This window comes from Streptomyces sp. LMG1-1-1.1 (assembly GCF_040815545.1).
In the GTDB taxonomy this organism is placed as follows: Bacteria; Actinomycetota; Actinomycetes; order Streptomycetales; family Streptomycetaceae; genus Streptomyces.
Genome location: NZ_JBFPNH010000041.1, coordinates 44,621 through 68,808, shown reverse-complemented (window position 1 = coordinate 68,808; position 24,188 = coordinate 44,621). Strand labels below are relative to the sequence as shown.

The following is a 24,188-nucleotide window of genomic DNA, read 5'->3' as shown; positions in this document are numbered from 1 at the left end:
GGCCCGCACCGGGCGGGGCGATGACGGTGACGACGCACGCGGGCCCGCACCGGGCGGGGCGGCGACGGTGCCGGACGCACGCGGGCCCGCACGGGTCGGGGCGGCGACGACGCACGCGGGCCCGCAGCACCGACAGCCGCGGCCCCGCGAGACCGAAGCGCGCCCCCGGACCGGCCGCACCAGGCACCCGCCCCCGCTGCAGGCGGAAGGCGGTCAAAAGGGGTCCGAAGGGCGTCCGATCACATAAGGTTCCGGCCCCGGATCGCACGTACCCGGTCGATTACAGTGCGGCAAAGGAACTTGGCCAGCGAACCGCCGACCGGGGGAGGGCACGCCGTGGCGACGACAGCCGCAGCCGTGTGGGGCCGTGCAGAGCAGCAGGACTTCCGCTCCCGGGTGCGGGGCTGTCTGCTGGGCGGGGCGGTGGGCGACGCGCTGGGCGCGGCGGTCGGGAAGACCCCCGGACCTGACGGACTCGCGGAGCCGACGGCCGTACTTGAATCCGCACCGACCACGGCACCGACGACCACGGCACCCCCCACCCCACCGACGGCCGCACCGACCACCGCACCCCCCGCCCCGCCGACGATCGCGCCGATCGCCCCACCGACCACCGCCTTCCGCCGCCACGGCGCCATCACCGCCGCGACCCAGATGACCCTCTTCACGGTGGACGGCCTGATCCGTGCCCAGGTGCGCCGGGACACGGGCGCCTGGCATCCGCCGACCGACGTCCACCGGGCGCATCTGCGCTGGGCGGCCACGCAGCGGGACTGGGGGCCGGACGAGCGCCGGAAGGACAACGGTTGGCTCGCCCGCGAGGAGTGGCTCTACGCCCGGCGGAATCCGCCCCGCGCCTGCCTCACGGGCTTCGGTGACGAGCGGCTCGGGACGGTGGACAGGCCGAAGAACCCGGAGGCCGCCGATTCGGGCGCGCTCGTGCGCTCGGCGCCGTTCGGGCTGTTGGTGGGGTGGGAGCCGCAGCTGGTGTGCCAGCTCGCCGTGGAGTGCGCGGCGCAGTCGCACGGCGCTCCGGTGGCGATGCTCGCGGCGGGCGCGTTCGCCGTCACGGTCCACGGGCTGGCGCGGGGCGCTTCGTTGGAGGCGGCGGTCGCCCGGGCCGTGGAGCAGGTGGCGGTGCGTCCGGGCCACGAGCCGGTGACCGAGGCGCTGGGCCGGGCGGTCGGAGCCGTACGGGAGGGGGCGCCGGACGCGGAGCGGGTGCTGGCCCTCGGGGCGGGCGGCGACGGGGCCGAGGGGCAGCTGGCGGCGGCCGTCTACTGCGCGCTCGTGGGTGAGGACGTACGGCACGGACTGCGGCTCGCGGTGGACCACGACGGTCCGTCCGCCGTGACCGGCGCGCTCACGGGCGCCCTGCTCGGCGCCCTGCACGGCGACACGGCCCTCCCACCGGCCTGGTTGGCCGAACTGGAGGGCCGTGCGACCGTCCTCGAACTCGCGGACGACTTCTCGATGGAGATGACGCAGGGCGCCGCCCTGCACAGCCCCACGGATTCCTCCCCGGGCTGGCTGGCCCGCTACCCGAGGGCCTGACGGCGCCATCCGAGCCCGGGCCGGCCCGCTCCCCGGCGGCCTGACGGCTCAGCCCGGCCGAGGCTGGCCCGACCCGAGGGTCCCGCCGGCTTCGCCACAGCCGGGGCTGGCCCGCTACCCGCTACCCGCTACCCGCTACCCGCTACCTGCTCTCCGGCGGCCTGCCGACTCCGCCCCCGGCCCGGCACTGCCCCCCTACCCCCGCGGCTGGTCGCTCCGCGTCTGGTCGCCCCGCGCCCGGTCGCTCCCCGCCTGCTCGGTCCGCTCGTCGCGCCCCTGCGCGGGGACCGCGACCGCCGTCCCGCCGTCCGATCCGATGCGGTCGAGCAGCGCGTCGCGCTCGGGGGTGTCCTCCGGTTTCGCGTATCCGATGAGGACGTAGAGGAGGAGGGAGGTGGCGAGGGGGGAGACGATCTGGATCTGGAGTTCGACGCCGTCGAGGCCGTAGTTGGTGAGCCAGAAGGCGAAGAGCCCGGCGGCCCAGGAGACGAGGGCGGCGGTCGGGCCCGACTTCCGGAAGGCGCGGAGGAGACCGAGCATGAAGGGAATCGCGATCGGGCCCATGAGCCCGGCGACCCACTTGATGACGACGGTGATGATGTCCTTGAAGGCGGGGGAGTTGACCTGGGTGGCGACGGCCATCGACAGGCCGAGGAAGGCGATCGTCGACCAGCGGGCGGCGAGCAGTCCGGCCTGCTGGGTCCAGCTCCGCGCGGCCTTGCTGAGGACGGGGGCGATGTCGCGGGTGAAGACGGCCGCTATGGCGTTGGCGTCGGAGGAGCACATGGCCATGGTGTGGGAGAAGAAGCCGACGACGACGAGGCCGAGGAGGCCGTGCGGCAGGAGCTGTTCGGTCATGAGGGCGTAGGCGTCGGAGCCGTCGGGCTTCTTCGGGTCGACGAGCAGCGGCGCGCACCACATGGGGAAGAAGAGGACGAGCGGCCAGACGAACCAGAGCACGGCGGAGAGCCGGCCGGAGCGGGTGGCCTCGCGGGCGGACGGGGTGGCCATGTAGCGCTGGGCCTGGTTCCACATGCCGCCGCTGTACTCGAAGGTCTTGATGAAGAGGTAGGCGAGGAGGAAGGTCAGCGTGTACGGGCCGGCCGTCGGCGCGGTGTGGCCCTGGAGTTCGGGCCGGTCCCAGACGGTCCACAGGGCGCTGAACCCGCCGAGCTTGCCGAGGACGGCGACGAGCATCGCGATGCCGGCGAGGAGCTGGATGACGAACTGGCCGAGTTCGGTGAGGGCGTCGGCCCAGAGTCCGCCGACGGTGCAGTAGACGCCGGTGACGACGCCGGTGATGAGGATGCCCTGGTTGAGGGAGATGCCGGTGAAGACGGAGAGCAGGGTGGCGATGGCGGCCCATTTGGCGCCGACGTCGACGATCTTCAGGAGGACGCCGGACCAGGCGAGGGCCTGCTGGGTGGGCAGGTTGTAGCGGTCCTTGAGGTATTCGAGCGGGGAGGCGACGCGGAGGCGGGAGCGCAGCCGGTTGAGCCGGGGCGCGAAGAGGTGGGCGCCGATCGCGATGCCGATGGCGATGGGGAAGGACCAGGTCACGTAGGAGGTGACGCCGTAGGTGTAGGCGATGCCCGCGTATCCGGTGAACATCACGGCGCTGTAGCCCGACATGTGGTGCGAGATGCCGGAGAGCCACCAGGGCATCCGGCCGCCGGCGGTGAAGAAGTCGGAGACGGTGTCCACGCGCTTGTGGGACCAGATGCCGATCGCGACCATCACGCCGAAGTACCCGATGAGCACGACCCAGTCGAGACTGTTCATTGCGCCCCTCCATGAGATCCGGTCAGTCTTCTGAACGCGGTTCATCGTGTGGGGAGTTGTGAGGGCGCGACAATGCGGGGGAGGGTCAAGGGGCAGTAAAATCGTTCTGTTCACTGACCCTTGTTCATGTACTTGAACAACGACACCTTGAATGCGTGGCGTGGCCGGGGAAGGTGTCAGCGCATCAGCTCGCCCGCGTTGACCAGCAGGGACTGGCCCGTGATCGCCCGCGCGCGGTCCGAGGCGAGGAACGCGGCGGCCTCGGCCACGTCGCCGTCCGTCGCGAGGTCCGGCAGTGCCATCCGTTCGGTGAGCCGGGCCAGGACGTCGGCCTCCGGTACGCCTTCGGTGTGCGCGGCGAACTGTACGTACGCCTGCACCGGCGGGCCCCACATCCAGCCCGGCAGCACGGTGTTGACCCGGATCCGGTGCGGCCCCAGCTCGTGCGCCAGCGAGTACATCGCCGAGGTCAGCGCACCCTTCGAGGCCGCGTACGCCGCCTGCCGGACCTGGGTGGGCGCCGCCACCGCCGACTGCGTCCCGATGAGGACCACCGAACCCCCGCCCGCCTTCAGTGCCGGCAGGCAGGCCCGGGTCATCCGCAGCGTGCCGATCAGGTTGACGTCGAGGACCCCCTGCCAGGTCGCGAAGTCCGCGTCCTCCAGGCCCCCGAAGTAGGAGTCCCAGGCGGCGACGTGCACGACCGCGTCGATCCCCCCGAACCGCTCGACGGCCAGCGCGGCCAGCGCCCCGCACTGCTCCTCGTCGGTGATGTCCGTGGCCCGGTACGCCGTGCGGCGCCCCTCCGGATCGATGGAGGCGGCGGATTTCGCCAGATTGGCCTCGGTCCGCGCGCCGAGTACCGCGTTCCCGCCGTCCCGCACCACCGTCTCCGCGATCCGGTGGCCGAGTCCCGCGCCGACCCCCGACACGACGACCGTCTTCCCCTGGAGCAGCATCCGGACCCTCCTCGACCCTGGCCAAGTATCTGACGGTCCGTCAGAGTAGGTCTCCGTCACCGACTTGGGAAGGGGTACGAGAGTGAGCGAGGAGACCCGCAGCGAGACGTACGCGGAACTGGCGGCCATCGGGCCGTACGGCGTGCGGCCCGGCCACGCGCTCATCACCATGGTCGAACCGCATCCGGGCCAGGAGTACGCGTACAACCGCTGGTACGAGGACGACCACTACTACGCCGGCGCCATGGCCATGCCCTGGATGTACGCCGGCCGCCGCTGGGTCGCCACGCGCGACCTCCAGGAACTGCGCCGCCCGGAGAAGTCCGCCGTCGCCCAGCCCGTGACCGCCGGCTGCTACCTCTCCACCTACTGGATCACCGCCGGCCGCTACGACGACCACATGAAGTGGACCGTCGGCATCAACAAGCGCCTCAACCGCGACGGCCGCGTCCACCAGGGCCGCACCCACGTCTTCACGGCCTTCCAGGACCACGCCGCCACCGTCTACCGCGACGGCGCCGCCGGCCCCCGCGACTTCCACGCCCTCGACCACCCCTACGCCGGCCTCGTCCTCCAGGTCCTCGACGCCGAAGGCCCGGAAGCGCGCTCCGACCTCCTCGACCGCCTCCGCAGCCGCGACCTCCCCCGCCGCCTCACCGGCTCCCCCGCCGCCATGGTCACCGTCTTCCGCCCCACCCCCCTCCCCGGCGACCGCATGACCTACGTCAAGCAGGTCGAAGGCGTCGACACCCGCCTCACCCTCCTCTGGTTCCTCGAATCCGACCCGCGAACCTCCTGGGCCGACCACTTCGCCGACCTCGACACCCTCGGCACCCCCCACGCCCGCGTCGAACTCCTCGCCCCCTTCATCCCCACCATCCCCGGCACGGACCGCTACGTGGACGAACTGCGCTGACGCGGTTCCGGGGCCCGGAGGCGCTTCCGGAAAAAGACCGAGCCCCCTCGGCCAGGACGGCGGACCGGACGAGAGGGCTCTTCACGTACTGCTGGTGACGGCATGCGTGCACCGGGGAATCAGATCGCCCCGGCGCTCACCTCGCCGACGAACGCGTTCCACGATCCCGGACCGAAGCTGATGGACGGGCCCTCGGGGGCCTTCGAGTCCCGCACCGCGATCGATGCCACGACCGGGGACTTCACTTCGACGCAGGCTCCGTTTCCACCCGAGTAGGAGGACTTGGTCCACGTGTCGGTCGCACCCTGAATGATCGCCATGAAGCTCAACTCCGGTTCTGCCAGTGAGTGTGTCGCGCCAGCGTTCTTGCCGGCGTGATCGACGCTACTCGCCGGTCCCGGCCGACGGGACCGGCGTTCACACGACCGGGTGGCATATTCCAACTGGACTTCCGTGGGAGCGATCACGCGGTGTACGGTGCCCTCCCCGGCCGGGCCGAGTCAGCCCTGGGCGTGCTTCTTGGCCATCTTCGCGATGAACTCACGGGTCTGGTCCACGTTCAGCGCCTGCGCCCTGAGGTGCTCGTACATGACGCTGTACTTGCCGACGTCCTGCGCCTTCTCCAGGTACAGGTCGCTCGTCACGCCCTCGATGTACACGACGCTGGAGTCGGAGGTGTCGGGGAACTCCAGGATCGAGTACTGCCCGCTGATCCCCGGGTGCGCGCCCATCTCGAACGGGATCACCTGCACCGTCACGTGCGGCAGGTGCGACTGCTCGATCAGATGCTCCAGCTGCTGCACCATCAACTGCCGGCTCCCGACGATCCGGTGCAGCGCACCCTCGTCGATCACCGCCCACAACCGCAGCGGACGCTCCTCGTCCCGGATCCGGTCCTGGCGGCGGGTGCGGACCGTGACCCGCTTCTCGATGTCCGCCGGCGTCGACTCCGGCATCGCGCCGGAGATCACGGCCTCCGCGTACGCGGGCGTCTGCAGCAGTCCGGGGATGATCTGCGACTCGTACATCCGCAGGCTCTCGGCGTCCGTCTCCAGGCCGATGTAGACGCTGTACGGGATGTCGCCGAAGGCGTGCCACCAGCCCTGCTGGCGGGAGTCCTTGGCCATCTGCATGAGGGAGTCGACCATGCGCTCGTCCTCGACCTCGTAGACCCCGCACAGGTCGCGGACGTCGCGCTGGCTGATGGAGCGGCGGCCGTTCTCCAGTCGGCTGATCTTGGACTGGGAGACGAGGAGACGCTCGGCGACCTGTTCGGCCGTCATGTTCTTCGCCTCGCGGAGCTTGCGCAGCTCCTGGCCCAATCGGCGTCGCCTGACGGTGGGGTTGACACTGGACGCCACGGAAACTGCACCTCCGGCTGGTCTGCTGCGTAGCTGTGAGTACCTTCCGCTTGGCAGACTGCCACCAATGGCCGGGTGTGCGCTGGGAAACGACGACAACGCACATGTGCGGGGCGGCCGTCCAGACCGCCCCGCACAGCTGTGCGGCTCCCGGGTGGGTACGTGGTGCTCAGAGCCCGTCCGCGTGGTGGTGTCAGTGCACCGCCGCGCGCGCCATGCTGCCGCGCGGCTGTGCCGGAACACCCGCGGCCGGCGCACGGCGCGGTTGCGCCGCGGCACCGTTCTGGACGTCCATCACGGCGTGCGCGACGAGACCGCCCATCGGGTCGTGCCGGATCAGGTCGCGCAGCCGGGACCGCGACGACCGTCCTTCGTTGCCGGGGTAGAGGTGCTTCCCGAGACCGACCGCGTGGGCCAGCGCGGCAAGCGCCGCGGTCCGCGGGTCCGGCGGTACGCCGGTGCGGATCGCACTGTCCAGTCGGGAACGGATCTCCCGACTGATCGCCGTGTCCGTCGCCTGGTAGCGAGTCGTCGGCAACACCCCGCACATCTGGCCCTCCACGGCATGCACCATGCCGCATCGCTCCAGATGCGAGAGATACGTCTGACGGAGCCCCAGTCGGGGTCCGCCGATCCAGTGGACGGCCCGAACCGGGCTGCCGCGCCTGCGCAACAGCTCCAGTGCGGAGTCCAAGGTCGGATCTCCGGTCGGCCGTGGCATCACCACGGCGATACGATCCCCGTCAGGGGCTATCCGGCCTGCCAGTGCCAGCTCCACTAGCTGTGCTCCGGCCAGACCGAGGTCGAGCGACTGCGGCTGCGCCGTGGTACCCGTGGTCGGGTCCAGAGCGAGCAGTAGAAGCTCTTCCGGAATACTTCTGCGGCTCCTGCCCATCCATGCCTCCCCGCGTGGATGAATGACAGGGTGACCCCTCTCACATTCATCTGTCGAGAGCGCCTGGGTGGTTAATCCGGGAACCAGTAGGTATGTCGTTCTCGTCTAGCACGGGAGCCGAGGGGTTCACACAGGACACTGGTACACGGTTCGGACGTACGCATGACGCATGGAGGAGGCACGGTGGCGGGCGAGTCCCCCGACAAGGCGGAGCAGCAGGGGTCGTCTCAGGAGACGGCGGCCTCGGGCGGCGGCAGCCGGGATCCCAGGCTCGCCGTACTCCGCGAGTCAGAGCCCCCGTCATCCGCGCCCGCCTCACGGGTCCAGGTCGACCAGCCGACCGCCGTCTTCAAGACCCTCGCGCCGCGCACACCGGAAGACGACGCGCCGAAGCCGTCGGGCGACGCGCCTGACGCCTCGGGCGACGCGCCTGAGGCTGCGGGCGACGCTTCGGAGACCGTGGACGCCCCCGACGGCGCGTCCGAGCCGGAGAGCGCCCGCCTGAAGGCCGCCGTGACGGCGTGGATGGCCACGGCCGAGAAGTCCGACGACGAGGCCGACGCTCAGGCCGTGGCCGAAGCTGAGGCCGACGCCGTGCCCGAGGCCGACGCTGAGCCCGAGCCTGCGGCCGACGCTGACGGCGCGGCCGAGGCCGCCCTTGAGGCGTCCAGGGCGTCCAGGGCGTCCAGGGCGTCCAGGGCGTCCGAGGCCCCCAAGGCCCCCGAGGCGGACGCTGGGGGCTCTGTGGACGCTTCTGAGGCCGAGGTCGAGGCCGACCGCTCTGAGGCCGAGGACGACGATTCTGTGGGCGACGAGCCGGGTGGCGAGCCCGCGGCGGAGCCCGAGGCGGACGACGCTGACGACGAGGAGCCCGTCGAGGACGAGGCTCCCGCCGCGTCGTGGTTCGCCGCGCGGAAGGCGGCCGAGGAGCAGGTGGCAGCCGACAAGTCGGCGGCAGCCAAGGCGGGGGACGACGCGGCGGACGAGCCGGGCGTCGACGATGCTCGGGACGTCAAGGACAAGCCGGATGTCGAGGGCAAGTCGGACGTCAAGGGCAAGTCGGATGTCGAGGACAAGCCCGTCGACCAGCCGACGACCATGTTCAAGATGGTCAGGCCGCCGGCCGTCGACCAGCCGACGACCGCGCTGAAGCTCCCGCCGGGTCTGGCGGGCGGCTCCGACAGCGAGCGCACCAGCACGTTCCGGCCGCTGCGGGCGGACATCCCCGCCGAGCGGAAGGCCGAGGAGGCGCGGGCGGCGCGGGAGGCCTCGGAGGCCTCCGCCGCCCCGCCAGCCAAGGCCGCCACGCCGAAGCCGACGCCGACGCCCGCCCCCGCCAAGGCATCCGCACCGGCGCCCGCCAAGGCAGCCAAGGCCCCCGAGCCCGCGCAGCAGGCCGCGGCCGTGCCGCCGCCCGCCGCGCTCGCCGAGCCGGAGCGGACGCGGCAGCAGCCGTTGCCGCCGCTGCCGCCGCTGGACCTGCTCGCGGAGCTGACGAACACGCCGCCGCCGGCGCCGACGGCGGTGCGGACGACGCTGAGGCGGGTCCGGATCTGGACTCCGCTGGTGCTGCTCCTGCTGATCGTCTTTGCGATCGTGCAGATGGTGCGGCCGCTGCCGGAGCCCGTGTTGACCCTGTCGGCAGCGCCGACGTTCACGTTCGAGGGCGGCGCGCTGAACATGCCGTGGCCCAACGAGGGCCAGGGTGCCGTCGAGGTCGAGGGCGTCGGTTCCATGGGCCTGTACGGGCCGCAGAAGCCGGCCCCGATCGCGAGCGTCACGAAGACGATGACGGCGTACGTGATCCTCCGTGACCACCCGATCAAGGGGAAGGCGACCGGGCCCAGGATCACGATCGACAGGAAGGCCGCCGAGCAGGCCGGCGCGGCGCACGAGTCGACGGCGCCGGTCAAGGAGGGGCAGACCTACACGCAGAAGGAGCTCCTGGAGCTCCTGATGGTCCCGTCGGCGAACAACGTGGCCCGGCTGCTCGCCCGGTGGGACGCCGGTTCGGAGGCCGCGTTCGTCGAGAAGATGAACGCGGCCGCCAAGGACCTGGGCATGACCCAGTCCGTCTACACGGACCCGTCCGGTCTGCTCGACACCACGATGTCGACGCCGCAGGACCAGCTGCGACTGGCGAAGGCGGTCATGCAGTACGACGTCTTCCGCGAGGTCGTGAACATGCCGAACATGACGGTCGACGGCATCCCCGGCCGGATCGAGAACAACAACAACATCCTGCTCGAAGACGGTGTGAACGGCATCAAGACCGGCTCCTCCACCCCGGCCGGCGGCAACCTGCTCTGGTCGGCGAACACCGTCGTCGACGGTCAGAACCGCCGCATCCTCGGCATCGTCATGGGGGCGAAGGACGCCAAGATCCTCAACGACAAGCTCCAGCTCGCCATCGACAACAGCCTCAAGGTGATCAAGCAGGCGCAGAAGCTCGTCACGTCCGCCTCCGTGGTCAAGAAGGGCCAGGTCCTCGGCTACATCGACGACGGCCTCGGCGGCCGGACCCCGGTCGTGGCCACCAAGGAGCTCAAGGCCATCGGCTGGCCGGGCCTCGAGGTGAAGCTGGAGCTCACCGCCGGCGGCAAGGCCGTCCCGCACGCCGGCAAGGCGGGCGACGTCATCGGCCAGGTGTCCATCGGCACCGGCGCCGGCAAGGTCAGCTCCCCGGTCGCCCTCCAGGCCGACCTCCTGGAGCCGGGCTTCGACAAGAAGCTCACCCGTCTGGGCTGACCGGCCCGGCCGAGCAGCGGCCGGGCGGCCCGTCGAGCCGCCCGGTCCGGCCGAGGACCGGCGTCGCCCGGCCCGGCCGAGGACCGTCCGATCGGCAGGCGCCCCGGATTCCCGGGGCGCCCTGCTGTTAGCGTTCCGGGGGGACGAGAAGCAGCGCGCGTGATCCACGCGAGAAGCGAGACGGGAAGCACGGGAAAGGGCCGCAGTGACCACCGCCGAGCCGACACGCGCCGACCGCGCGGACTCCGCCCCCGACGTCTACGGTGAGACGCGTGACCCACGCGAAGCCCGTGACACCGGAGACGCCGACGGCGAACCCGGTGCCGATACCGGCGATGTCGACGGCGGACCCACTGCCCGTACCGGCTATACCGGCGTTGTCGACGGCGAACCCGCTGCCCGTACCGGCTATACCGGCTATACCGGCGTTGTCGACGGCGAACCCGCCGCCTACCCCCGTGACGTCGACGGCGAACCCGCTGTCGATACCGGGCTCTCTTCGCTTTCGCGAATAGTGCTTCCGACTCAGCGGCCGGCCCCCGCACCCTCCTCGACGCCGCAGCTCGACGCCGCCCCGCGGCGCAAGCGGCGCTACACGGTCATGGCGGCCGCCGGGCTCGCCGCCGTCACCCACATCCTGTGGTTCTTCTTCTTCGCGAACAGCGGAGGGGACCTGGCCGCGCAGGACGCGTGGGCGGAGTTCGTCGGACGGCACCCGGACTCCGCGTACAACCTGGCCTGGTACGGCGGGATGCACCCCGTCTCGTACAGCGTCGTGTCGCCGTATCTGATGTCGTTGCTCGGCGTCCGCAGCACGATGATGGTGGCCGGCACGCTGTCGGCGGCGCTGACGGCGCTGATCCTGGTCCGGGTGAGGGCGGTCCGCAATCCGCTGGCCTGCTCGGTCGCGGCCGTGTTCGCCTTCCTCTGCAACGCCCTGTCGGGGCGGGTCACGTTCGGCCTCGGCATGATGTTCGCGCTCGGCGCGGTCGCCGCCGTGTTCTGCTGGCCGTACCGCTGGCGCCGCAAACGCTGGGCGAAGGCCGCGGTCGCCGCGCCGCTCGCCGGCCTCGCGACGGCGTGCAGCCCGGTCGCCGGACTGTTCCTCGGGATCGCGGCGGCGGCGCTGTTCCTCAACAAGCGGCGCCCCGGCGCGTACGCGCTCGGCCTGGCCCCGGTGGCCGTGGTCGCGCTGTCCTCGTGGCTCTTCCCCTTCTCCGGTACGCAGCCGATGGCCTTCGGCTCGACCGCGCTGCCCCTGCTCTTCGGGGTGCTCGTCTTCCTCCTCGTCCCGGCGGACTGGCGCACGGTCCGCACGGCCGCCGCCGTGTACACGGTCGGCACGCTGCTCACCTGGCTGATCGACTCGCAGATCGGCTCGAACATCTCGCGGCTGCCGATGCTCTTCGCCGGCGTCGTGCTGCTCGCGGCCCTGCCGTACACGGCGCCGCGCTCGCGCCGCTGGTACGCCCTGCTGCTCGCCTTCGCCGGGCTGAACTTCTGGATCGGCTTCAAGGGCGTCGACGACGTCATCCGCACCGCCCCGGACGCCTCCTGGGCGCGCGAGCTCGCCCCGCTGGTGAACCAGCTCCAGGTGCGGGACGCCCGCAAGGCGCGGGTCGAGGTCGTGCCGGCCTCCAGTCACCGCGAGTCCTCCGCCCTGAGCCCGTACATCAACCTGGCGCGGGGCTGGAACCGGCAGGCCGACATGGAGCGCAACCCGCTCTTCTACGACGACACCCTCAACGCCGTGAACTACCAGGACTGGCTCGACCGGTGGGCCGTCCACTACGTCGTCCTGCCCACCGGCGCCCCCGACTCGGGCGCCGAGCGCGAGGCCGAGCTGGTCGAGGGCGGCCTCCCGTACCTGCGGCAGGTCTGGTCGGACGAGAACTGGCGCCTCTACGAGGTCGAGGACCCGACGCCGCTCGCGGACCCGCCCGCGCAGGTGGTCAGCGCCGAGGAGAACGAGGTCGTCATCCGGGTCGGCAGCCCCGGCCGCGTCCTCATCCGCGTCCCGTACTCGCCCTGGCTCGCCCTCGTCGACGACCAGGGCGGCAAGATCGAGGCGCCCCAGGAGACCGAGGCCTCCAAGCTGGCCCGCGAGGAGTCGGAGACCGAGCTCCCGAAGGTGTTCGCCAACGAGCAGGGCTGCCTCTTCAAGACCGAGGCGGACGTCGAGGGCGACGAATGGACCACCCTCATCGCCCCCAAGGCGGGCGTCTACCGCCTCGCCGCCCCCTACAAGCTCTCCCGCGGCACGGCCTGCCCGGAGGAACTGCGCTGAGACACCGCGTCACGCGGGTGCCTTAGGCCGCGGGTGTCTCCTGTGCGAGCGCGGCACGTCCCTCCCGTACGGGCGCGTCACGGCTCGCGGTAGCCGGCCAGCATCCGCCGCATGCCGAAGGCGTGGCCCCCGCTGCCGATGACGAGGAGCCGGTAGACCCGCCCCGCCACCCCGGGGAACACCGCCCGGGTCTCGGCGGCCAGCCGCGTGCGGCCGTCGTCCAGGGGCTCGATCCGGAAGACCAGGCTGTACGTGGAGAACCGGTGCGAGCCCGCGAGCGCCAGTTCCCGCCCCGGGACGGCCGCGACCACCCGGAAACCGGGGTACGCCGAGCCCTCCGCGAGCGGCCGCGGGCCGGCCGCCTCCCGTGGATCGCCGCCCACCAGCCGGACGTAACGGGCCCCGCCCGCACCGGACAGCGAGTGGTCCAGGCGGGTGACGAGCCGGTGCCACAGCTCCTCGGCGCCGGCGTCCACCGTCACGGTGTGCTCGTCCACGAACGGCAGCGGGACCGCCGCACCTGTCGTCATCGCCGTTCCCTCCGGCCGTACGTGATCACGACCCGATGCTAGGGGGTGTCTTGCCGACCTTGCCGACCTTGCCGATCATGCCGGGCTCGCGGGGCCTGGCACGCATGCTCCCCGCGGGCCCACCGAGTCGCGAATGCGGGCATTCCGGACGAGGATGGCCAATCGTGGACCTTGGTGCCCCAGTGGCGCCCCCGGGAGGTGGACAGGGATGTCCGAGCTCATCGTCATCGGCTACGACGACCTCGATCGGGCCGAACAGGCCTTCGGCACGGTGCAGGAGCTCCAACGCGACCAGGTCGTGCGCCTGAACGGCCTCGCGGTCGTCTCCGTCGACACCGAGGGCCGCACGCACGTCGACACGTCCAGCCGTGTCGTCGGCGCCACGGCCGCCACCGGAGCCCTGTGGGGAGCGATCTTCGGAATCCTCTTCCTGCTGCCCGCCGTCGGGCTCCTCACCGGCGCCGCCCTCGGCGGTCTGGTCGGCAGGCTCAGCAAGTCCGGGGTCGACGACCGGTTCCGCGAGCAGGTCGGCGACCTGCTCAGGCCGGGTTCCGCGGCCGTCGTCCTCATGGCGTCGAAGCTCACCGAGGACAAGTTCATCGCCGCCATGGCGCAGCACGGCGGAACGCTCCTGAAGACCTCGCTCAGCGACGAGGACGAGAAGGAACTGGCCGAGCAACTCACCGGCCCCCAGTAGCCCCGCCCCGGCGCCACCGCCCCCCCACTGAACCGGTCACCACCGGCCCCGCCGCCCCACACGCGAAAGGTCCCCCCATGCACCCCGCGCTCAGCACCGACGCGCTCGCCGACCTGCGGCGACCCCGGCCCTACCCCGCCCTGTCGCTCGTGATGCCGACCCACCGCCGCGAGCCGGACAACACCCAGGACCCCGTACGGCTCCGCAACCTCCTGGCCCGGGCGGAGAAGGCCCTCCAGGAGGATCCCGCCGTCACCCGGGAGCGGCGTGCGGACGTGCTGAGCGAGCTGGAGCGGGCCGCCGCCGACGTCGACCTCGCCCACGCCGAGGAGGGCCTCGTCATCCATGTGGCCCCCGGCGAGCACCACGTGTGGTCGCTGGCCCGGAGCGTCCCCGAACGCGTCGTCCTCGCCGACACCTTCCTCACCCGCAACCTCGTCGCCGCCCAGGCCGCCGAACGGCCCTACTGGGCGCTGGTCCTGGCCGCGGACCGGATCTCGCTGTGGAACGGCGGACCGGAGCGGGCCGAGGAGCACACGCAGGACGGCTTCCCGCTGACGCGGAGCCTCGCCGACCCGGACGCGGAGCGCAAGGAACGGGTCGGCGACCTGCCGAGCGCCTTCCGCGGCGAGGACGCGCGGTCGTTCTTCCGCGAGGCGCACGAGGCGCTGCGGACCGTCCTCGCCTCCGCGCCCCGCCTGGTGTACGTGATCGGCGAGGCGTCCGCGGTCGCCCTCCTGGAGGAGACCGGCTCCCTGCCGCAGGGCACGACCTCGGTCTCCCGCGGCGGCCTCGCCGCCGGACCCGAGGAAGCCATTCGTACGGCCCTGGCCCCGCTCCTCTCCGCGCAGCGGGAGGCCCTGACCACCACCGTCCTGGCCGAGCTGGACGCGGCGCGCGGCCGGCACGAGTACGCCGGCGGCCTCGACGAGGTCCATCGGGCCGTGCAGGACGGCCGGATCCGGCTGCTGGCCGTCGAGGAGCACTTCCGTACCAGCGTGCGCGACTACGGCGACCACCTCGAACCCGCGCCGAGCTCCGACCTCGACTCCCGCGACGACATCGTGGACGAGATCGTCGAACAGGCCCTGGAGAGGGGCGCCGAGGTGCGGTTCGTGCCCGACGACGCCCTCACGGACTCCGCCCGCATCGCCGCCGTACTGCGCTACTGACCATGACCGATCCCCACATGGCACCGGAGGAGACAGACGTGCACGGTTCGGAACCCGGCGGGCGACGACCGATCAGGGCCAGGACGAACCGCGCCGGGACGAACCGCGCCGGGACGGTCCGGGCCAGGGCAGCCCGGGGCGGTACGGTCCGGGCCAGGGCGGCGGGCGCCGCCCTGGCCGTCGTCCTCACCACCCTCGGCGCGGCCACCCTCGCGGCATGCGACGGCGGCGGCGACGACAGCACCGGCACACCGACGTTCAGCGACCGCCCCACGCCGCCGGACACCGCTTCGTTCTCCGGCGCGCCCCCTTCCGGCGTCGCCTCGGCGGCGGAGTCGCGCATCGCCTCCGCCCAGGCGTCCGCGGCCTCCGCCGCCGCCTCGGCGTCCGCGCGGGAGGCCGAGCGCAAGGCGTCGATCGGCGCCGAGGCCGAGCGCTCCCGCCAGGCCGCCGAGAACGCCCTGAAGGACGTCGACGGCAGGGGGAACGCCCTCGGCGAGGTCGCGATGACCGGCAAGCCCCGGGCCGACACCAACGGCCTGCTCGCCGTCGTCGTCACCATCACCAACAAGACGAACGCGAAGGCCTCCTACGCCGTCCAGGTCGACTTCCTCGACCCCTCCGGCAAGGTCGTCGAGACCCGGTTCACCGGCGCGGAGGACCTCCCGCCCGGCGACCGAGTCCAGCCCCTCGTCATCAGCCGCGAGCCGGCCGAACCGGTGCTGACGCCGAGGCTCACCAAAGCCCAGAGGTACTGAGAACCGAGAGGGGATCACCCGCATGTCCGAACTCATCGTCATCGGCTACGACGACCACGCCGTCGCGACCAAGGCCTTCAAGACGGTCCAGAAGCTCCGTGACGACCACGTCGTCACCCTCACCGGTCTCGCCGTCGTCAGGGTCGACGAGGACGGCGAGACCCATGTGGACACCCCCGCGAAGTCCGAGGAGATCGCCCTGTCGGCGACGGCCGGCGCGCTCTGGGGCATGGTCTTCGGGATGCTCATCCTCACCCCGGCCATGGGCGTCGTGGGCGCGGCCCTCGGCGGCCTCATCGGCAAGCTCAACCAGATGGGCGTCGACAAGGGCTTCCGCAAGAAGGTCAGCGACCTCCTGGAGCCCGGCTCCGCCGCCGTCGTGATCATGGCCTCCAAGATCACCGAATCCCGGTTCACCGCGGCCATGGAGCCCTTCGGCGGCACCGTCCTCAAGACCTCGCTCCCGGAGGACAGCGAGCGCGAACTCGCCGAACAGCTCGCCGGCCCCGAGGCGGCGGCCTGACACCGGAGCCGTACTCCCCGCGCACGACGGGCCGCCGCCCCTCCGCCAGGACGGAGGAGCGGCGGCCCGACCGCGGTGCGGGTACCGGCTCTCAGAAGTCGACCGCGTCCCGGATCAGCGGGCACGTCATGCAGTGGCCGCCGCCGCGTCCCCGGCCGAGTTCGGCGCCGACGATGGTGACGACCTCCACTCCCGCCTTGCGCAGCAGGGCGTTGGTCTGGGTGTTGCGGTCGTACGTGAAGACCACGCCGGGTTCGACGGCGACGGCGTTGTTGCCGCTGTCCCACTGCTGGCGCTCGGAGGCGTAGACGTCCCCGCCGGTCTCGATCACCCGCAGCGCCGGCAGCCCGAGCCCCTTGGCGACGACGTCGACGAACGGGGTGGTGCCCTCGTCGACGATCTCGACCCCGGGCGCCTTGTCGGCGGGCCGCAGCGAGAAGGTGTGGACGGCGTCCATGATCGTCGGATAGAGCGTGACGATGTCGCGGTCGGCGAAGGTGAACACGGTGTCGAGGTGCATGGCCGAGCGCAGCTTCGGCATCCCGGCCACGATCACCTGCCGGGCCGCGCCGTTCCGGAACAGCGCGGCGGCGACCTGCGTGACGGCCTGGCGCGACGTGCGCTCGCTCATCCCCATCAGGACGACGCCGTTCCCGACGGGCATGATGTCGCCGCCCTCGAACGTCGCCTGGCCCCAGTCCTGTTCGGGGTCGCCCCACCAGACCGTCGCGTCCCTGAAGTCGGGATGGAAGGTGTAGACGGCCTTCATGAGGAGGGTCTCGCCGTGCCGGGCGGGCCAGTACAGCGGGTTCAGGGTCACACCGCCGTACAGCCAGCAGGTCGTGTCACGGGTGTACAGCGTGTTCGGCAGCGGCGGCATGAGGTACTCGCGCGCGCCCACGCCCTCCCGGGCCAGCGCCACGTACCCGGAGCGGAAGTCGTCCGGCAGGTCCGCCGTGGCCAGCCCGCCGATGAGGAACTCCGCCAACTCGCGCGGGGGAAGCGACTCCAGGAACGCCCGGGTGTCGTCGACGAGTCCGAGGCCGACCTCGTTGGGGACGATCTTCCGGTCCAGGAGCCACGTCCTGGCCTCGGGGATCGCCATCGTGTCCGCGAGCAGCCGGTGCAGCTCGACCACCTCGACCCCGCGCCGCGTCAGCTCCGCGACGAAGTCCGCGTGGTCCCGCTGCGCGTTCTCCACCCACATCACGTCGTCGAACAGCAGGTCGTCGGAGTTCGTCGGCGTCAGCCGCCGGTGCGCGAGACCCGGGGCGCAGACCAGGACCTTCCTCAGGCGCCCGACCTCGGCATGGACGCCGAGCACGGGCGCGCCCGTCGAGCTGTCAGAAGTCATCGTGCTGCTGCCTTTCCTGGAGGGGAAACGGTTCGGCGGTGTGCCGGGCATGGGTCGGGCGGGCCGGGAGCGTCCGGTCATCGGGCGGGACGACCGGGCGCGCGGTCACAGCTCGATCCAGCCGAGGGCGAGGGCGACCACCCCGACCGCCGCCCCGGCGACGGTGAGCGTGCAGAGGACGGCCTCGCCCGGTGAGAAGAGGCGCCGGTTCTGCTCGCGCCTGGCTTTGACGAACAGGAAGGTGGCGGGGGCGTAGAGGATGAAGGAGACGAGGACGAACTTCAGGCCGGCCGCGTACAGCAGGAACGCCGTGTAGAGCGTGGCGACGGCGGCGACGACCAGCTCGCGCCGGGTGCTCCGCCCCACCGCGCCCTCCTGCCGCGGCCGCAGCGCGATCTTCAGGGCGAAGCCGGCGGCCAGCAGGAAGGGGATGAGGCTGAGTGCGCTCGTCAGGTCGAGCGCGAAGTTGAAGGCGTCGTCGGAGAAGGCCGTGACGACCAGGACGACCTGGCTGAGCGAGGTCGTCAGCAGCAGCGCGGGGACGGGCACGTCGTCGCCGCTGGAGCGCCCCAGGAACCGGGGCATGTCCTTGTCCTTGGCCGCGACGAACAGCACCTCGGCCGCCATCAGCGTCCAGGCGAGATAGGCGCCCAGGACCGAGATGATCAGGCCGACGCTGACGAACACCTTGCCCCAGGTGCCGACGGCCGCCTCCAGGACGCCGGCCATCGACGGCTGCCGGAGCTCGGCGATCTCGCTCATCGGCAGGATCCCGTACGACACGATCGTCACCGACGCGAAGATGGCGAAGACGCTCAGGAAGCCCAGCACCGTCGCCCGCCCGACGTCCTCCCGCCGCTTCGCGTGCCGCGAGTACACGCTCGCGCCCTCCACGCCCAGGAAGACGAACACGGTGGCCAGCATCGTCCCGCTCACCTGGTTGAACAGGGAGCCCGCGTAGTCCGCGCCGCCGAAGTTGTCCGCGAACACCGACGGCTCGAAGTAGAACAGCGTCAGGATGATGAAGACCAGGATGGGGACGAGCTTGGCGACCGTCACGATCCGGTTGATCGCCGCCGCCTCCTTGACCCCCCGCCGGATCAGCAGGAAGAACCCCCACAGCCCCACCGACGACAGCACGATGGCGAGCGCCGTGTCCCCGTCACCAAGCGCCGGGGCGATCGCCCCGATCGTCGACATGATCAGCACCCAGTAGGTCACGTTCCCCACGCAGGCGCTCGCCCAGTACCCGAACGCCGAGAAGAAACCCAGGTACTCCCCGAACCTTCGCGTACGCGTAGACGCCCGCGTCCAGGTCCGGTCTCCGCACCGCCAGCGTCTGGAACACGAACGCCAGCATCAACATGCCCACACCCGCGACCGCCCACGCGATCAGCGCCCCCGCCACCCCCGTCTCCTGCGCGAACCTCCGCGGCAGCGAGAACACCCCCGCCCCCACCATCGACCCGACCACCATCGCGGTCAGCGTCAACAGCGTCAGCTTCGCCGCCGGCGCCGCCCCGCCCGCCCTCGCCTCGACCCCAGCGTCCACCTCGGCCATGCGCCACCTCGCGCTTCCCGCTCATCCCCCCACCAACTCCAGGAACCACCCCCACCCCTCCCCGGAATCTAATCCACCCCCACCCCTTTGTCCCGATTTGATACCCCATGCCCCCAGCCCCCCCACGGCCCCCTACAGCCCCACGCACGCATGACCCTCCTGCGCATAAACCACAATGAGACGCTATGTCCACCATGCGGCCCAGCGTTTGACATGCCCCACACGCGCTACAAGCGTTGCGAGGGACAAGCGACGGAAGACTCTGTCGCGCAGCCGACAAGGAGGCTGAGTCGAGATGTCGAGCAGACTGACAGCCAGGCGGCTGGGCGCCGCAGTCGCCGCAGCCGCCGCAGCGTTCGCGCTGGGCATCGGCGGCGCGGGTGTCGCTGACGCCAAGATCCAGCCGGTTGACACCCAGTGCACCAACAACGGCGGCCAGCAGCCCGGCGGCCAGCAGCCGAGCTGCACGGGTGGCGGGCTCACGCAGGAGAGCGAGAACCAGAACCCGTCCGGCCACGCCCCGCCCGGACAGAACTGACATCGCATGACGAGAGGAGGGGAACACCCTCCGTGGCAGCGGGCCTTGGCGACCCGCTGCTTCCCTTTGCGTGGGAGACCCTCGGGCGCAGCCAGATCGGCATCACTCAAGAGGCGGCCCGGCAGTCCCTGACCGTCGCCGTTGATGTCAGCCCTGGATGTCAAAGAGGCAGTTACTGAATTCAGTAACTGCCTCTTCCCTTGTGCCCCCGGCAGGATTCGAACCTGCGACACCCGCTTTAGGAGAGCGGTGCTCTATCCCCTGAGCTACGAAGGCGCTGGTCAGGCTGCCCTGGGGCGGTGCCGGGAGGAGGTCCGGGGGGACGTTTTCCCGGGCAGGTGCCCTGGAGGTCGACTGACCGCTGACAGCCTAGCGGATAGGGGTTACGGAGGTCGCCCCCGTTGTCACCAGGCGCGGGCATGGCGTGGGCTTGTGGCTTCTGAGCTGGGATTTTTTGCGGGAGGTCGGGAGGGTCAGGCTGTCTTGCGGAAGACGAGCACCTCGGTGGAGGCGACGCCCAGGGGGGCGAGGAAGCTGCCTTCGAGGGTGCAGCCGAGGGTTGCGAAGAGGTCCACGCATGTGCGGCGGGGCATGGCGGCCGGGAAGGAGTCGTGGCCGGCGCCGCCCTGTTCCGCCCAGGTGCGTACGGCGGCAGGGGCGAGGCAGGTCTCCGTCATGACGTCGAAGACGATCCGGCCGCCGGGGCGCGTGACGCGGGCCATCTCGAAGAAGTAGCGGGAGGCGGAGAGGAAGGTCACGGTGTTGAAGACCTTGTGGGCCTGGACGAGGTCGACGCTGCTGTCGGGTGTCGGGGAGAGGCTGCACTCCTTGGTCGGTTGGGCGACGACGCCGAAGGCGTCGACCAGGTGGTCCGCCCAGGGGGCCGCCGTCTCGTAGATCTCGTAGCGGCTCGGTGAACACTCCTTCAGCGTCTTCTCCAGGTAGCGTCCGGACCCGGGGCCGATCTCCAGCACCGTGTCCGGGGCGGCGGCGAAGACGCCGAGGGCGCTCAGTTCGTCGATGGTGGACTGGGTGGCGCCCGGTGTCCCGTTCATGACCTCGTCGATGTAGTCACCGACGGACAGACCGGCCGCCTGCGCGGCCCGCATCGTCGCCTCGAAGGGGATGAAGTCGTCGACGCCGCCCAGGTTGTTGGTGCTGCGCACGATGTCGAACCCGGTACGGCCTATGAGCCGCTTGGCACCCGACTTCAAAAAGGACGTACACCTGCCTACTGCCCTCATGCGGCATGACCCCCCAAATCGTGTCTATCCGCGTGTCAGCATAGGAACGCGGACGCGGTCGCGCAGGGGGACGGCGATATTGCCACGCGGCCCTCGGGCCGATCCGCGGCACCGGGGCCTTGTGGCCGCCGCGTCGGGACTCCTCCGTGTCGGGTGGGGTTGACCCGGTTCAGGGGTGCGCATAGCGTCGCGAGGCGGGCTGAGCGGGCGCTTAGGAGGGTGGCGTGGTGGTGGAGAGGCTGACGGCGGAGGGGGCGCCGTTCGAGGTGGTGGACGGGGTGTACGCGAACGGGCCGCGGACGTTGCGGGAGTTCGTGGAGGCGGTCTGGGCGTATGGGGACCGGGTGTTCCTCGTGGCCGAGGGCGAGCGGGTCACGTATCGGGAGTTCTTCGACGCGGCTTGCGGGCTGGCGCGGAGGTTGGTCGGGGAGTACGGGTTGCGGCCGGGCGACCGGGCCGTCATCGCGATGCGCAACGTGCCCGAGTGGCAGGTGGCGTTCTGGGCGGCGCAGCTCGCGGGGCTCGTCGCGGTGCCGCTGAACGCCTGGTGGACCGAGGAGGAGTTCGCGTACGCGCTCGGGGACTGCGCGCCGGGGGTGCTGCTGGTCGACGGGGAGCGGGTCGGGCGGGTGCGGGCCTGGGCCGTCGGCCACGGGGTGCCCGGGATCGTCTTCCGGGGGGAGGCGGAGGAAGGGTTCGAGGGGTACGTCGTCGACGACGATCCGCACCTGGGGCCGCCGATGATGGATGTGCTGCCCGAGCAGGACGCGACGATCATCTACACCTCCGGGACGACCGGCCGGCCCAAGGGGGCCGTGGCCACGCATCTCGCGCAGGTCGGGGCGGCGATGAATCCGCGGTACTTCGCGGCCGCCGCGGCGCTGGCGCGGGGGGAGGTGCCGGGGGTGGGGCCGGCTCCTGTGTCGCTGACGACGTTTCCGTTCTTCCACGTGGCCGCGTTCACGTCGTTCTACGCGGTGATGGCGGCGGGCGGGACGCTGGTGATGATGCGGAAGTGGGACGCCGCCGGCGCTCTGGAGCTGATCCGGAAGGAGGGCGTCACGCATTACGCGGGCGTGCCGACCACCGCGCTCCAGCTGCTCGCGCTCGCCCGCGAGACGGGCGACCCGCTGGAGACGCTCACCCTGCTCAGTACCGGTGGCGCCGCCGCCCCGCCGGGGATCGTCGCCGGCGTCACGGAGGGGTACGGGGAGCGGATCGAGCCGCGGAACGGGTACGGGCTCACCGAGACGTGCGGCGGGGTGCTGTCGAACGTGGGGGCGGAGTACCGGGCGCATCCCGGGAGCGTGGGGCGCCCGTCGCCCGCGACCGAGGTGCGGATCGACCGGCCGGACGCCGACGGCGTGGGTGAGCTGTGGCTGCGGGGGCAGTCGCTGATCCGGGGCTACTGGGGGAACGAGGAGGCCACGCGGGCCGCGTTCGCCGAGGGCGGGTGGTTCAGGACCGGGGACCTCGCGCGCCAGGACGGGGACGGGCGGGTCAGCGTCGTCGACCGGATCACCGACATGGTGATCCGGGGTGGGGAGAACGTGTACTGCGTCGAGGTCGAGGCCGTGCTGCACGACCACCCCGACGTCGTCGACGCCGCCGTGCTCGGTGTTCCGCACCCGCTGCTCGGGGAGGAGGTCGTGGCCGTCGTGCGGCTGCGCACCGGCGCGGACCACGACGTGGAGCGGCTGCGCGCCCATGTCGGAGCGCGCCTCGCCGCGTTCAAGGTGCCCGCGCGGGTCTACGTACGGGAGCGGGAGCTGCCGCGGAACCCGACCGGGAAGATCCTCAAGCGGGAGCTCCGGAGGGACGTCGGGGGCGAGTGACCCCGGGGGGTCCGCCGGCTCCTCCGAGACCACGGAGTTCGGCGGCGGGTCCCGGGTGGCCCCGGGGGGTCCGGCGTGGCGGGTTGGCCACCGGCCCCGCCGGTCCCGGGTGGTTCGGCGCGTCGGGTCGGCCGCGGGCCCCGGGGCCCCGGCGGGTCCCTGATGATCCCGAGTCGCTCGGTCAGTGGCGGGTGATGCGGACGCGGTAGGCGCCGGTGGGGTCTTCGTCGAGGACGGTGATGCGGATGCCGTTGGCGCGGTCGGTGAAGGTCTCGCCGGGGCGGTAGGGGGCGTCGGAGAGTTCGGCGTGGACGTTGGCGCGGCGGGTGCAGCCGCCGCTGGCGTGGTCGCTGTCGGAGACGGTGACGGGGCCGTGGCCGGTGTCGACGTCGGATTCGACGCGGTAGACGAGGACGCCCTGTTCGCAGACGGCCTCGTCGTTGCCGTCCTTGCTGCGGACCTCGACGGCGTAGCCGGAGGTGCCGGAGAGGGGGACGAAGGCGAGCTTGGGGCCGCCGGGGACGGCGAGGGGGGTCAGGGTGTAGTCGCCGGTGCCGGCGCCCGAGGCGCAGCTGACCTGGTCGTTGTCGAGCCAGCCGAGCTTCCACTTGTGCCAGCCGAGGAGGTCGTTGTTGGCGCCCCAGTCCTCGGACATGATGTCCCAGTGCCCGACGGTGCCGCCGCCGTCCGAGGTGTAGAGGTCGGGCAGGCCGAAGACGTGGCCGTTCTCGTGGGGGAGGACGCGGTAGCCGGTCTCGGCGAAGCTGCCGGAGCCGTCGTCCTGGCGGCTGTAGACGAAGGACGTGTTGGCGAGCGGGACGCCGTCGGCGTAGGGGGCGTCGTCGTTGCCGGAGAAGGTGACGGACAGGACGGTGTCGAGGGCCGAGGGGCCGGCGTTGGGCGTGACCAGGACGTTGACCAGGTCGTAGGCGCTGAAGTCGACCCGGGCGTCGGCGGCCTTGACGATGTCCTCGACGAGGGCTCGGTAGCCGGGCTCGTACGGTGAGCCGCGCTCGATCCCGTACGCGGAGAACGCCTTGGGCATGCGCAGCCAGTCGGGTATGGGGACCTCCGCGCGGTAGTGGAGGCGGCCGTACGAGCTGGTGCGGAACCATTCGGAGGTCTGCGGGAAGAACTCGTCGAAGCGGCTCGTCGCGGTGCCGTCCCCGGGGGCGTCGGGGAAGTCGATCATCAGGTTGAGGGCCCTGACCTGGCCCGTGGAGCGGACGTATCCGGGGGCGGTGGGCAGCCCCTCCGACATCTGCACGCCCATCGTGGTGGCGATGCGGCACGGTCCCAGCTGGGCGCCGCCGGGGGCGGCGGCGACCGGGCCGGCCGTCGCCGGGGCGGGGCCGGGGAGGGTGGTGCTCGCGGAGGCGAGCAGCGTGAGGGAGAGGGCCGTGACCGCTGCCAGGGCGACGGGTCTGCGTATCCGTCGGCGGGGGTGCTGCATACGGGCGCCTCTCCGGTGGGG

Annotated in this window: 19 protein-coding genes, 1 tRNA gene and 1 pseudogene; 10 read left to right on the top strand and 11 right to left on the bottom strand. The window is 71.8% G+C overall.

All coding sequences use genetic code 11. The annotated features are described in order from the left end of the window. Nucleotides 1-336 precede the first annotated feature (336 nt). Nucleotides 337-1,554 carry an ADP-ribosylglycohydrolase family protein gene (locus tag MRBLMG1_RS23620; protein WP_367826102.1) on the top strand — a complete coding sequence of 406 codons (1,218 nt, stop codon included), beginning with the start codon at nucleotides 337-339 and terminating at the stop codon, nucleotides 1,552-1,554. A gap of 195 nt (nucleotides 1,555-1,749) precedes the next feature. Here the strand turns inward: MRBLMG1_RS23620 and MRBLMG1_RS23615 are convergent, their stop codons facing one another. Together MRBLMG1_RS23615 and MRBLMG1_RS23610 are read right to left on the bottom strand one after the other, a co-directional pair. Further along, entirely contained in the window at nucleotides 1,750-3,336 is a 1,587-nt protein-coding gene (locus MRBLMG1_RS23615; RefSeq protein WP_367826101.1) for a sodium:solute symporter family protein, read from the bottom strand. Between the two features lie 176 nt (nucleotides 3,337-3,512). Next, the gene (locus tag MRBLMG1_RS23610) at nucleotides 3,513-4,295 is read right to left on the bottom strand and encodes an SDR family oxidoreductase (protein WP_367826100.1); all 783 of its coding nucleotides are present in this window, start codon (nucleotides 4,293-4,295) and stop codon (nucleotides 3,513-3,515) included. An 82-nt stretch (nucleotides 4,296-4,377) separates the two neighbouring features. Here MRBLMG1_RS23610 and MRBLMG1_RS23605 point away from each other — a divergent pair, with 82 nt between their 5' ends. After that, nucleotides 4,378-5,211: a hypothetical protein gene (locus tag MRBLMG1_RS23605; RefSeq protein ID WP_367826099.1), complete on the top strand. Its 834-nt coding sequence runs from the start codon at nucleotides 4,378-4,380 to the stop codon at nucleotides 5,209-5,211. A gap of 119 nt (nucleotides 5,212-5,330) precedes the next feature. On the opposite strand, the gene MRBLMG1_RS23600 is transcribed toward MRBLMG1_RS23605, so the two are convergent. The 3 genes from MRBLMG1_RS23600 to MRBLMG1_RS23590 all read right to left on the bottom strand — a co-directional run bounded on the left by MRBLMG1_RS23600 (nucleotide 5,331) and on the right by MRBLMG1_RS23590 (nucleotide 7,467). Next, nucleotides 5,331-5,531, bottom strand: a complete 201-nt coding sequence (locus MRBLMG1_RS23600; protein ID WP_367826098.1) for a DUF397 domain-containing protein — start codon at nucleotides 5,529-5,531, stop codon at nucleotides 5,331-5,333. A 180-nt stretch (nucleotides 5,532-5,711) separates the two neighbouring features. Then, on the bottom strand, nucleotides 5,712-6,572 hold the full coding sequence (locus MRBLMG1_RS23595; RefSeq protein WP_367826097.1) for a helix-turn-helix domain-containing protein: 861 nt from the start codon (nucleotides 6,570-6,572) through the stop codon (nucleotides 5,712-5,714). A gap of 193 nt (nucleotides 6,573-6,765) precedes the next feature. Beyond that, nucleotides 6,766-7,467, bottom strand: coding sequence for a GOLPH3/VPS74 family protein (locus tag MRBLMG1_RS23590; RefSeq protein WP_367826096.1), 702 nt, complete (start codon nucleotides 7,465-7,467; stop codon nucleotides 6,766-6,768). A gap of 162 nt (nucleotides 7,468-7,629) precedes the next feature. On the opposite strand from MRBLMG1_RS23590, the gene MRBLMG1_RS23585 reads away from it, so the two are divergent. Continuing rightward, on the top strand, nucleotides 7,630-10,215 hold the full coding sequence (locus MRBLMG1_RS23585; protein ID WP_367826095.1) for a D-alanyl-D-alanine carboxypeptidase: 2,586 nt from the start codon (nucleotides 7,630-7,632) through the stop codon (nucleotides 10,213-10,215). Between the two features lie 601 nt (nucleotides 10,216-10,816). After that, nucleotides 10,817-12,502: an MFS transporter gene (locus MRBLMG1_RS23580; RefSeq protein WP_367826107.1), complete on the top strand. Its 1,686-nt coding sequence runs from the start codon at nucleotides 10,817-10,819 to the stop codon at nucleotides 12,500-12,502. A 77-nt stretch (nucleotides 12,503-12,579) separates the two neighbouring features. Here the strand turns inward: MRBLMG1_RS23580 and MRBLMG1_RS23575 are convergent, their stop codons facing one another. Further along, nucleotides 12,580-13,032 carry a hypothetical protein gene (locus tag MRBLMG1_RS23575; RefSeq protein WP_367826094.1) on the bottom strand — a complete coding sequence of 151 codons (453 nt, stop codon included), beginning with the start codon at nucleotides 13,030-13,032 and terminating at the stop codon, nucleotides 12,580-12,582. A 208-nt stretch (nucleotides 13,033-13,240) separates the two neighbouring features. Here MRBLMG1_RS23575 and MRBLMG1_RS23570 point away from each other — a divergent pair, with 208 nt between their 5' ends. From MRBLMG1_RS23570 to MRBLMG1_RS23555, 4 genes are all read left to right on the top strand, one after another. Beyond that, nucleotides 13,241-13,729, top strand: a complete 489-nt coding sequence (locus MRBLMG1_RS23570) for a DUF1269 domain-containing protein (RefSeq protein WP_367826093.1) — start codon at nucleotides 13,241-13,243, stop codon at nucleotides 13,727-13,729. Nucleotides 13,730-13,806: 77 nt separating this feature from the next. Next, on the top strand, nucleotides 13,807-14,901 hold the full coding sequence (locus MRBLMG1_RS23565) for a chemotaxis protein (protein WP_367826092.1): 1,095 nt from the start codon (nucleotides 13,807-13,809) through the stop codon (nucleotides 14,899-14,901). A 2-nt stretch (nucleotides 14,902-14,903) separates the two neighbouring features. Beyond that, nucleotides 14,904-15,659 carry a hypothetical protein gene (locus MRBLMG1_RS23560; protein WP_367826091.1) on the top strand — a complete coding sequence of 252 codons (756 nt, stop codon included), beginning with the start codon at nucleotides 14,904-14,906 and terminating at the stop codon, nucleotides 15,657-15,659. Between the two features lie 22 nt (nucleotides 15,660-15,681). Then, nucleotides 15,682-16,182 (top strand): DUF1269 domain-containing protein, encoded by a 501-nt coding sequence (locus tag MRBLMG1_RS23555; RefSeq protein ID WP_367826090.1) that lies wholly within the window; start codon nucleotides 15,682-15,684, stop codon nucleotides 16,180-16,182. Between the two features lie 91 nt (nucleotides 16,183-16,273). Here the strand turns inward: MRBLMG1_RS23555 and MRBLMG1_RS23550 are convergent, their stop codons facing one another. Both MRBLMG1_RS23550 and MRBLMG1_RS23545 read right to left on the bottom strand, forming a co-directional pair. Further along, nucleotides 16,274-17,536, bottom strand: a complete 1,263-nt coding sequence (locus tag MRBLMG1_RS23550) for an arginine deiminase (protein WP_367826089.1) — start codon at nucleotides 17,534-17,536, stop codon at nucleotides 16,274-16,276. 105 nt (nucleotides 17,537-17,641) lie between these two features. Continuing rightward, nucleotides 17,642-18,998 (bottom strand): annotated as a pseudogene (locus tag MRBLMG1_RS23545) (basic amino acid/polyamine antiporter). Nucleotides 18,999-19,392: 394 nt separating this feature from the next. Between MRBLMG1_RS23545 and MRBLMG1_RS23540 the strand changes: the two are divergent. Beyond that, a complete protein-coding gene (locus tag MRBLMG1_RS23540) occupies nucleotides 19,393-19,635 on the top strand; it encodes a hypothetical protein (protein ID WP_367826088.1) in 243 nt (80 codons plus the stop codon). A gap of 203 nt (nucleotides 19,636-19,838) precedes the next feature. Here MRBLMG1_RS23540 and MRBLMG1_RS23535 read toward each other — a convergent pair. Both MRBLMG1_RS23535 and MRBLMG1_RS23530 read right to left on the bottom strand, forming a co-directional pair. Further along, nucleotides 19,839-19,911 (bottom strand) — tRNA-Arg (locus MRBLMG1_RS23535). A 197-nt stretch (nucleotides 19,912-20,108) separates the two neighbouring features. Further along, entirely contained in the window at nucleotides 20,109-20,879 is a 771-nt protein-coding gene (locus MRBLMG1_RS23530; RefSeq protein ID WP_367826087.1) for a methyltransferase domain-containing protein, read from the bottom strand. A 224-nt stretch (nucleotides 20,880-21,103) separates the two neighbouring features. Here MRBLMG1_RS23530 and MRBLMG1_RS23525 point away from each other — a divergent pair, with 224 nt between their 5' ends. Continuing rightward, the gene (locus MRBLMG1_RS23525) at nucleotides 21,104-22,714 is read left to right on the top strand and encodes a class I adenylate-forming enzyme family protein (RefSeq protein ID WP_367826086.1); all 1,611 of its coding nucleotides are present in this window, start codon (nucleotides 21,104-21,106) and stop codon (nucleotides 22,712-22,714) included. A gap of 181 nt (nucleotides 22,715-22,895) precedes the next feature. Here the strand turns inward: MRBLMG1_RS23525 and MRBLMG1_RS23520 are convergent, their stop codons facing one another. Further along, on the bottom strand, nucleotides 22,896-24,167 hold the full coding sequence (locus tag MRBLMG1_RS23520) for a M6 family metalloprotease domain-containing protein (protein WP_367826085.1): 1,272 nt from the start codon (nucleotides 24,165-24,167) through the stop codon (nucleotides 22,896-22,898). Nucleotides 24,168-24,188: the final 21 nt, after the last annotated feature.